8 protein-coding genes and 2 pseudogenes are annotated in these 9,739 nt (G+C 41.3%); 5 read left to right on the plus strand and 5 right to left on the minus strand.

Annotated elements, in window-relative coordinates:
• The coding region (locus tag K7X24_RS21465; RefSeq protein ID WP_224558234.1) for a tyrosine-type recombinase/integrase at positions 1-793 on the plus strand (793 nt) is incomplete at its 5' end.
• Positions 794-903: 110 nt separating this feature from the next.
• Here the strand turns inward: K7X24_RS21465 and K7X24_RS21470 are convergent.
• Entirely contained in the window at positions 904-2,031 is a 1,128-nt protein-coding gene (locus K7X24_RS21470) for a PD-(D/E)XK nuclease family protein (protein WP_224558235.1), read from the minus strand.
• 363 nt (positions 2,032-2,394) lie between these two features.
• Here K7X24_RS21470 and K7X24_RS21475 point away from each other — a divergent pair, with 363 nt between their 5' ends.
• On the plus strand, positions 2,395-2,994 hold the full coding sequence (locus K7X24_RS21475) for a hypothetical protein (protein ID WP_224558236.1): 600 nt from the start codon (positions 2,395-2,397) through the stop codon (positions 2,992-2,994).
• A gap of 259 nt (positions 2,995-3,253) precedes the next feature.
• Here K7X24_RS21475 and K7X24_RS21480 read toward each other — a convergent pair whose 3' ends face one another.
• Positions 3,254-3,739, minus strand: a complete 486-nt coding sequence (locus K7X24_RS21480) for an Hcp family type VI secretion system effector (RefSeq protein WP_224558237.1) — start codon at positions 3,737-3,739, stop codon at positions 3,254-3,256.
• 1,147 nt (positions 3,740-4,886) lie between these two features.
• A protein-coding gene (locus K7X24_RS21485; RefSeq protein WP_224558238.1) for an IS3 family transposase occupies positions 4,887-6,037 on the minus strand; the annotation gives its coding sequence in 2 pieces (ribosomal slippage) (positions 4,887-5,779 and positions 5,779-6,037; 1,152 coding nt in all).
• Positions 6,038-6,273: 236 nt separating this feature from the next.
• Here K7X24_RS21485 and tusE point away from each other — a divergent pair.
• Positions 6,274-6,603, plus strand: a complete 330-nt coding sequence (gene tusE, locus K7X24_RS21490) for a sulfurtransferase TusE (protein ID WP_224558239.1) — start codon at positions 6,274-6,276, stop codon at positions 6,601-6,603.
• Positions 6,604-6,814: 211 nt separating this feature from the next.
• A pseudogene (locus tag K7X24_RS21495) lies at positions 6,815-7,955 on the plus strand (IS3 family transposase).
• Positions 7,956-8,159: 204 nt separating this feature from the next.
• On the opposite strand, the gene K7X24_RS21500 reads toward K7X24_RS21495, so the two are convergent.
• Positions 8,160-8,558, minus strand: a complete 399-nt coding sequence (locus K7X24_RS21500; protein WP_224558240.1) for an H-NS family nucleoid-associated regulatory protein — start codon at positions 8,556-8,558, stop codon at positions 8,160-8,162.
• A 534-nt stretch (positions 8,559-9,092) separates the two neighbouring features.
• Between K7X24_RS21500 and K7X24_RS21505 the strand changes: the two genes are divergently transcribed.
• Positions 9,093-9,314, plus strand: a complete 222-nt coding sequence (locus K7X24_RS21505; RefSeq protein WP_224558241.1) for a type 4 pilus major pilin — start codon at positions 9,093-9,095, stop codon at positions 9,312-9,314.
• A gap of 25 nt (positions 9,315-9,339) precedes the next feature.
• On the opposite strand, the pseudogene K7X24_RS21510 reads toward K7X24_RS21505, so the two are convergent.
• A pseudogene (locus K7X24_RS21510) lies at positions 9,340-9,739 on the minus strand (transposase); the annotation flags it as partial.

The raw sequence follows: 9,739 nt of genomic DNA on the forward strand, positions 1-9,739 counted from the left end.
CATCGCCATGCGCCTAAAGCAGTATACAACCTCTATCATGCGATACGTCGTCCAGCAGAAAATCATCAGTTACAACCCTGCTTATGATTTGCAAGGCACTATCGAAAAAGGTGAGACAGCACACCGCCCTTCTATCGAAATCTATGAAATTCCCGATCTCTTACAAAAACTCGACAACTACCGTGGTCGGGGGCTTTTAACAGAATTGGCGATCAGGCTCACATTATTGGTTTTTGTCAGGTCAAGTGAGTTACGTTTTGCCCGATGGAGTGAAATCGACTTCAAAAAATCTCTCTGGGTTATCCCTGGACAACGCAAAGAAGTTAAAGGGGTAAAACACTCTGGTCGTGGTGCCAAAATGAAGAGAAAGCATTTTGTCCCACTGTGCAGGCAGGCGGTTGAGATCTTGAAAGAAGTTAAACAGATCACTTATGGTGAAAAAGCGGGTGACGGGTTTATTTTCACCGGGTTTTACGACAGTGATTCTGCGATGAGTTCAGGCACTATCAATAAAGCCCTTCAGCGTATGGGATATGACACCAAAACGGATCTGTGTGGGCATGGCTTTCGCACGTTAGCCTGTAGTGCATTGACGGAATCGGGATTATGGTCGGAAGGCACGGTTGAGCGTCAAATGAGCCATAAAGAGAAAAACACCGTTAGATCTGCTTATACCCATAAAGTCAGTCATCTTGACCAGCGTAAACTGATGCTGCAATGGTGGGCTGATTTTCTGGATGCGAACCGCAATGGAGTAGTTAGCCCGTTTGAGTTTGCCAACAGGAAGCAATAACCACTGCCCTTTTAGCCCCTTCATGGTCGTTGGGGCCGCGGTTCAACGTTCAACGTAGATGGGCTACATTTTGTAAGAAAGTAGCCCATATCGTGCAAAAAAAGCCGCATTTACAGAACAGATTTTATTTTTTCATTCACCCACACAGTCATATCATGCAGCAGCGTCATTGCTCCCTGTTTATCTTTCGATAGCCCCCAGAAACTGAGAGAAAGATTGGCTCCATTTTTTGAGGAAGAGACAGAGTAATCTTCATTACTTGCACTCGGTATGAAATCATTCTTGGCTATGCTCTTTTCTACTTCATCCTTGAGATAGGCTATATCGGAATATTGATTTTTATTAATTTCAGCATTGACATAAAATTCAATTCCATCCCCATTGATCTCTGGTCTATACACTAAACTCATATACGTCTTATCGTATCCCCACTCACTTGGGAAAAAGTGCATAAATTTATAATTACCCTCATTATTATTTATACTCTTGGTGATATTGCTGTCAGGAAGTATTTTTGAAACGACATTCCTGCCTTCCTGATAGATGTTATTTTCAAACGAATCCAACAATTGTTTAGCTTTTATGAGTTTTCCGAAATTTTCCGTGATAAAATCAGATTGTTCATTATTCAATAAATCACTCATTTCTTCCTCACTCAATGCAGATAGATGGGATAAAAATTCGTTGTAGAAAATCGTCCATTTACTTAATGGTTCATTAATCATATCCTGACCCAGAAGGGAAATTGCCATATCAGCCAACTCAGCATAGGTAATAACTTTCCAGTCATTATTTACTGAGCTTTTATTCCATGAGGGCTTAAGTATGCACTTATATACACATTGATTATTATCAATGTGTTTTTTAAGTTGCTCCTCATATTTATCAAACGGATTGTTAATACCGGAGATAACTTTATTCTCAATGCCGATTATAAAATCGTCATGGCATATTACGATATCGATTCTTTCTCCATCCTCACAGCCCACTTCTCTCTCGGCAGTGAGTGACGAAAAATCCATATTCTCAGTATCTATTTTTAATACTTTTAATAATGCCTTCAATAGCCATGGCGTTACTTTTTCATGACCTCCCATAAACAATGCCATTAAATCTGATGTAGGGTTTTCAAAATAACCACATCCACCTACATCAAAGAAGTTAGGCTCAGGGATTTCTTTAATCGTTATCTTGCTAAGTTGTTCCAGGAAATCATCTGGAAAAATATTTCCGCTCATAATCCCTCATATAATAATTCAATCATAAAAATAGTTTCTGTAACTCAGTCATTTTCTACGCTCAGTTACTGACCATTTAATTCTTTGAGTCAGTGACATAGATGATACCGTCTTTCGTTAAAAATTCATTGAGCTATTCACGACCTAAAGGTTGTCTATATCTGAAAATCAACACATTCCCCTCTGATAACCGCCTTTTACATTGTTTTTTGAGACATGAGCATATCTTCAACCATGATGAATCAAATAGCGGTTATCCTCACCAAATAAATAGCAGACTATTAATGTAATAAGAATGTATTCCGCTCACTCGCCTATTACACTACAATCTAAGTAATCTTGTCATTCACGGATGGAATACCAATGACTGATGCAGACTTGGATGAATTAGCAGACCGTATAGTGAAGATGCTAACCACTACGGATTTTTATGAAGGAATGGGCTCTGGAATATCAGAGATAGGTAAGAATTTTGGCTATCTGGCCTATGATTTTATTGATACGGATACACGGTATGCCAAATCACGAGAAATGGAAAGATTGATAAAAGCGATTCACAGAGGAATTGTATCAAGAGACAAAATCATTGAGGCAATAAAAAGAATATTTAAGGTCTTTAACCGAGATGCCTCGGAGTCTAAAAAAGAATCGATTTATCATAAGGCAGTAGGCTCCGTAGTCGGTAGTATGCTTGTTTCACAAGCGGTCTTTCAAATAGCAAAAAGAATCGGCAATTCCCCAAAAGTATCTACTGGCACGGTATATTACATTTTGTTGCTTGGTGGGATGGCGAAACGGTCAATATATCGTTCAATGTATTTGAGGAGCCATAATCCTGAAGTATATTCAGAGTTGAGAAGAGATGATTTGGATTTTCTTTTCTTCCTGTTTGAAGAAAATGTTGAACCCCTAACCGAAGCGATAAAGATGAGGAGAACGTATGGTAATGGAATGTTTAATTAATTAATTGATAAAATAGAATACAGGCTCAAGTGATATGACTACCTTTCTAAAAAAGGCATTTATTTTCATATTAAACAACATAACCATGTTTCTTTTCAGCATATGCTTCTTTGGGATTTGTTATATTCTATTTGTTGGATATGCCCCTTGGAGTGAAAAAACAGTCCATTTAATCATTGCTGTGTCTGTTTTCATTGGGTTAGGGAAATTATCTGACTGGTTTGATAAAAAATAAATGCAGGGTCATCCCTGCACTTGTTTAGTTCATAAACTTCGTCATTTCCCACAGTGCATAACCAGACGTCCCAGCCTTATGATGCGTCCATGTCACATCTTTATACCTGATAGAGATATGCTCCAATATCAGGCCAGCACCATCATCAATGATGTTAGGCATGACGAGGTTGATATCTGATATGAGTCCATCATTGATCTGAATCGAGAAAAACTTCTCTTGTTTGGCATGTTGCGTCGTGCGGTAAAAGTCGAGCAACACTTTGACCTTCTCCTGCTCGTTCAATGCCATTGCCAGTAACGGCGTTGACTTATCGATAGATTTTACCAGGGTGATCGGGTTATGGACAGCATGCCCGTCATTGCTCATCATGTGGTTAAAAGCCAAAATCATGATTTCATCGGTATGCCCTGCCTGATAGCGGTTACCGATAGATTCTAATGTGGAGCAACCCTCAGAAATTAATCCCTGTGATTTACCTTCGATAGTCATGTATGCATAATTAGCCATATAAATTTCCTTTTCAATGGTTTTGCGCTTTGCATATTATCGTTAATGAACGTTCAAGACCATTGATGCAAATAGAATAATTAGGATGATATGGATATCAAAGAGCTCAGCGAGTCGATTTGCTCATTCGTAAACTATGATGGACGTTTCTCATTGACTGAGAACGAAATAACCCTAATATACGAGTTTAAGAAACAGCTTCTTGGTAGTGAAGTTGAGTCTTGTGATGTGTTTGTTGAAATGTATTTAAAGCACTACAAACACTAGGTATACTAGCCAATACCTAGTAGCATAATTTCCATTATGATTAGAACAAATAGCTTACCAAGAAAAATATTCTGATGTAAGTAAAAAACCAATCTAATTATTTCATAAAAATAATAAAGCCAACTAAAAACACGAAAATTCACTGAGGATAAATCATGTAAATTCTAGCATCATAAATTTCATTAAAAACACCGCATAAAAAACGGAGATATTATTATGGGAATTTATAAAACCGTATATACCCTAAGTAATTCGAGTTTTAGGAAGACGGCAAGAGAAGGAATACCGATGAGCTTACTCAGGTAAGTGATTCGGGTGACTAAACGCTGCCAACGCACATGCAACTTGAAGTATGACGGGTATAGCTTCATATTTCATTGCCTTAAAATTAACTATTTAATTAGATGCATTAATTATTGAGAGAGTTTATGAAGCATAACATATCTAAGCTAAACACACTTATTAAAGATGCAAATGAAATTATTTATCACATAAAAGCAAACGAATTGGAAGAAAGAGTAAAAATAGCAATATCGTTTTTTGAGTTATTTATACAAAATAACAAATCGATGTTCCTTCTTATTGAAGGTGGGTTTTACAATGAAGCTCTTGCTATCCATAGATTATCTATAGAGCACTTTTTCAATATTTTTTCTCTGATAAAAAAAAGACTTTTTAGATATAATAAAAAATTCGTCTTCTACAGAATTAGAAAAAACAACGAAAATACTTGGTGCAGACTTAGAACCTAATGATTACGAAAATATTAACGAAGATAAAAAGGAAAAATTTAAAAAAGTCATTGAAGATTTTACTCAATCCCCTACAGAGAGTAGTGGATATAGCATTTTGATCCTACCCACGTAATGTGGACACAGCCCTAAGCGAGGTTCTGGTTTTCATATTGTTCCGGGCTGAGTCCGCCACAGGCACTGTGACGACGCCACCGATTGTAATCGCACTCGATATAATTAAACACCGCTGTTCGCATCATTTCCCCGTTGGCGAAGTACTCACCGTGGATACATTCCACTTTCAGTGAGTGAAAGAAGCTTTCCGCACAGGCATTATCGTAGCAGCAGCCTTTTGCGCTCATACTGCCTCGCAGATTATGGCCTTTCAGCATGGCCTGATAGTCTGCTGAACAGTACTGACCGCCACGATCAGTGTGAACTATGACGTTTTGAGGCCGTTTACGTCCCCACAGTGCCATATGTAGAGCATTACATGCCAGCGCCGCCGTCATTCTCGATGACATCGACCAGCCGATAACGGCACGCGACCACAGGTCAATGACCACCGCCAGATACAGCCAGCCTTCATCTGTACGTAAGTAAGTGATATCTCCCGCCCATTTTTGATTCGGGCCGCTGGCGATAAAATCTTGCTTCAGCAGATTTTCAGACACAGGCAGGCCGTGCTCCCGGTAGCTGACCGGGCTGAACTTCCGGGCAGCTTTTGCTCGCAGCCCCTGACGGCGCAGACTGGCAGCAATGGTTTTCACGTTATATTCCGGTAGCTCATCAGCCAGTCGTGGGGCACCGTACCGCTGTTTGGCGTTATTGAATGCCTTGCTGACAGCATCATCGCAGACAAGCAGGAACCGCTGACGCGAGTTGACCTGGTGGCGGCAACCGCGCCAGGCATACCAACCGCTGCGGGCGACCCGCAGTACCCGGCACATGGCTTTGATACTGAACTCTGCCCGATGTTTTTCGATAAAGACATACTTCATTTCAGGCGCTTCGCGAAGTATGTCGCGGCCTTTTGGAGAATGGCCAGCTCCTCATCCCTCTCCGCTAGCTGGCGCTTGAGGCGGGCAATCTCTGCTGCCTGTTCACTCTCTCGCTCAGAGGAAGTTGTCTGACTCTGCTGCTTGCTACGCCAGTTGTAGAGCTGAGATTCGTACAAACTGAGTTCACGAGCAGCGGCAGCAACACTGATGCGTTCTGCAAGCTTGAGGGCTTCGTTGCGAAATTCAGGCGTATGTTGCTTACGTGGTTTTTTACTGGTTGATACGGATTTTGTCATGTGAGCTACCTCTGGTAGAGAGTTTACTCACTTAGTCGCGTGTCCACTATTGGCGGGTAAGATCACAACAGGATCAAAGTGATAAAACGGATGGCATATGGATACTGGGATAACGACTACTTTTTTATGAAGATAAAAGCAGCGTTCCCCAGTAAAGCGCGATGAACCTTTTTTATTCCGATGCAGAAAGAAAAATTTGTTAAACTACGGGCTGAGATATCGCAGGCGGAGAAAAGATGTTGGAGTTTGAAGGGCAAACAATTGCAACAGACGCGCAGGGTTACCTGATGGACAGCACGGCGTGGAGTGAAGCATTGGCTCTCCTGTTGGCTGAACAAGAAGGCATCACGTTGGCAGAACCGCATTGGGAAGTCGTCCGGTTTGTGCGAAACTTTTATCAGGAGTTCAACACTTCACCCGCGATACGCATGTTGGTTAAAGCAATGGCGAAAAAGTATGGTGAAGAAAAAGGGAATAGCCGCTACCTGTATAAACTGTTTCCGAAAGGACCAGCAAAACAGGCAACCAAAATCGCAGGCTTACCCAAACCTGTGAAGTGCATCTAACCATATCTAATGTGTGTGATTCATAGATATTGTTTCAATTTTCTCAGCTCAAATTCAAGCTTGTAATTCTGCTCTTGTATATGCTCTTCATCCGGATGATAGTTCGCATGAACGTGTAATGGCATAGTGAATTTGGCCATCTGAACAGAGGGTAATATCATCGCCTCATAGTCAAAAACAGGTGACATTATGACCGGACGTAACAGACGCAATTTTTAGCCCAGAGTTTCGCCTCAAAGCCGCCCAACTTGGACTCGATCAGCATTACACTGTTATTGTTGCTGCCACGGCAATGAATGTCAGTAAATCCACGATGGATAAGTGGGTTCGCCAGTTGAAAGAAGAGCGTGCGGGAAAATCCCCTATGGCTTCACCGATGACACCTGAGCAGATTGAAATTCGCGAACTGAAGAAAAGACTTCAACGCGTTCAATGGAAAGAGATAATTGGAAAGGGTGTTGCATTGACAAGTTGAATCTACAACCGCGCTCTTGATGTCAGACTCCCTGAACAGTTCTCATTAGTTGAGAAACTCAGGGAGTCGTTTCCTGTTGCGGTTATGTGCAACGTGTTTGGGGTCCATAGCAGTAGTTATCGATACTGACGACAACTAAAGAAGCCTGATGCCACATGCGTGGCATTACTCAGTCTTGTTCGTGAAAGCTATCGCGAAGTACATAATATTGCTGCGATGGTCACCACCAAAGGCATGAAACTGAGCCGCTGGCGGGCAACAAAGCTAATGAAAGAACTTAATGTCAACAGCTTGGCCATTTAAGAATGGCCTAGAAGGAACACATAGAGATCCCCAATTATCTGGAACGCCAGTTTGCAGTAACAAAGCCTTGTCTGGTGCGGTGATGTGACTTATATCTGGATGGGTAAACGGTGGGCTTATTTAGCCGTTGTGCTTGATCTATTTTCCCGTAAACCGGTTGGCTGGGCGATATCATTTTTTCCAGACTCTGCACTGACAGCGAAAGCGCTGTCAGTGCAGAGTCTGGAAAGTGCGAGGAAAGCCCGCTAATTTGTGTATCACTCGGATCAAGGCGGCCACTATACCAGCAGGAATTTCAGACAGTTACTGTGGATATATCAGATAAAGCAAAGCCTGAGTCATCGGGGAATTGCTGAGATAACAGCACGATGGAACGTTTTTTAGAAGTATCAAAACGGTATGGGTGCCGGATAATGGATACGCTAATTTTAGCGAGGCCAGCACAGTGATAACGAATAATATAACGGGATCTTACAGCCAGCTCAGACCTCATCAATATAATGATGGTTTGACGCCGAATGAATCAGAACGATTTTTCTGGAAAAACTCTACAGCCGTGGCCAATTTTTGTTGACTACGACACCTATACCTTGTTCATGATAATCAGGATCTATAAAAAGTGCTTCCATATGTCCGTTATATAAATACATGAAACCAATTGCTCACCCTGTTGGTTCACACGCAAGCGTAAGTTCGACTGTCGGAAGGAATTTTATTAGACAACCGTCAGCAATGAATTTTGCTAACGGCTTTTGGGATGATATGTATTATTGTTACGTCAGATAGCAAAATCTTCCAAGCTCTTGCCATTATCAAGCTCTGCTTTAATGGCTTTCGGCGTCCGACCTTGACCTGTCCATTTTTGCTCGTTGCCGTTTTCATCGATGTATTTGTATTTGGCAGGACGAGGTTCACGTTTAGATTTTACAGACTTGGATGATACACCGCCAAGCAACTCTGATGGGTCAATACCATCTTCTAACAGTCTGGCACGTAAGGCTTCGATTTTGGCCTGACGTTCAGAATTTTGCTGTTGTGCGCTGGCTTCTTCTTCACGACGATCTTCAACAACAATCGTTAGTTTCTCCAGCATTTCTTCCAATGTTGCTAGATCGGTGCAACGAATATGAGCACGCAGTGTGCGAATATTGTTTAATACTTTAAGAACTTCACTCATTGATTTTTTCTCGATAGTGTTAAGTGATTTGTCAACGTTTGACATTTATCAGTAAGAAATTATATATCAATAAAAATGAGGAGGAAACCATGAAGAAGAAAAAACAAAATGCCATCCACTTGAAGACATCATTATTTTAAGCCCGTTGGCTCTCAGAGCATCAAAAAAGAGATAGCTGAAACTTTTCAGACAGGCATCGCCACCCACTATATTTTTGATGGGAAACGGGTAAAAGAGTATCCTGATGGAAGAAAAGAGTGTGTCAAAGAGCTGGATATGAAACTCCTTTCTCTCACATCAGCCGTTCGTCAGTTAACCCGTTAATTACGTGTTGCTACTTATTGTTTGATTCAGTGTGATTTTTTATCTGTTTTTCATCATTTGGATGAAAAACAGATAAAAATGGTCTAGTGAAAGAAAAAGCAAAAAAGGTTCTCTCTGCTCGAACTGCTGTTGGTTTTAGGTATTATTGCTGGATTGGTTGTCAGTATGTTTATTATTTACCCTAAGATTCAGACTTCGAAGAGGGTAGAAATGGAGAGTAAACATATAGCAGCAATTCAAGCTGGGGTTAAAGCACTTTATTCCTCCGCCCCAAATTACAGTGGGTTGAATAATACTGTTGCTATCAATGATAATATTTTTCCTGATATGACGTTGAGTGATGAAGGTGATGAACGAAAAGTTGTGAATTCATTTAAAGGTGATATTGAACTGGCTGTAGGGCTGGTAAGTCCGGCAGCTTCGACCCTGTAAATAATTCTGTGTAACTGCCAACGTATTAAAGGTGATCGTTCAGGCGGTCACCGAACTCGATAATAAAACGGCTCATCGCCAACCGCCAGTTTTGGATCTGGCATACTCCACTTTTTCGACGCGGATTGTATCGCTAAATAAATCACCTTACGCACCGAGTCGTCTGTTGGGAACACTTTGTGTTTCTTTATCGCCTGTCGGATCAGGCTGTTCAGCGATTCGATGGCATTCGTCGCGTAGATGGCCTCACGGGTGTCGGGAGGGTAACCGAAGAATGTGTTGAAATTTTCACAGTGAGTGCGTCAGTTTTTGCTGATTTGCAGATATTTTTCATCCCAGACGCCGGAGAACTTGTCCAGCGCCATCCGGTAAGTGTCAAGGTAGTTCACCCCCGGTTTATTTAGGCTGCCTGTTTTTCCCATTCC

This window comes from Pectobacterium versatile, from assembly GCF_020166435.1.
GTDB classification, from domain to species: domain Bacteria; phylum Pseudomonadota; class Gammaproteobacteria; order Enterobacterales; family Enterobacteriaceae; genus Pectobacterium; species Pectobacterium versatile.

Excerpts from the sequence above, each read along its gene's own strand:
- K7X24_RS21470 (WP_224558235.1), bottom strand. The coding sequence starts at position 2,031 with ATGAGCGGAAATATTTTTCCAGATGATTTCCTGGAACAACTTAGCAAG.
- K7X24_RS21475 (WP_224558236.1), top strand. The coding sequence starts at position 2,395 with ATGACTGATGCAGACTTGGATGAATTAGCAGACCGTATAGTGAAGATG.
- K7X24_RS21480 (WP_224558237.1), bottom strand. The coding sequence starts at position 3,739 with ATGGCTAATTATGCATACATGACTATCGAAGGTAAATCACAGGGATTA.
- tusE (WP_224558239.1), top strand. The coding sequence starts at position 6,274 with ATGTTGGAGTTTGAAGGGCAAACAATTGCAACAGACGCGCAGGGTTAC.
- K7X24_RS21500 (WP_224558240.1), bottom strand. The coding sequence starts at position 8,558 with ATGAGTGAAGTTCTTAAAGTATTAAACAATATTCGCACACTGCGTGCT.
- K7X24_RS21505 (WP_224558241.1), top strand. The coding sequence starts at position 9,093 with ATGGAGAGTAAACATATAGCAGCAATTCAAGCTGGGGTTAAAGCACTT.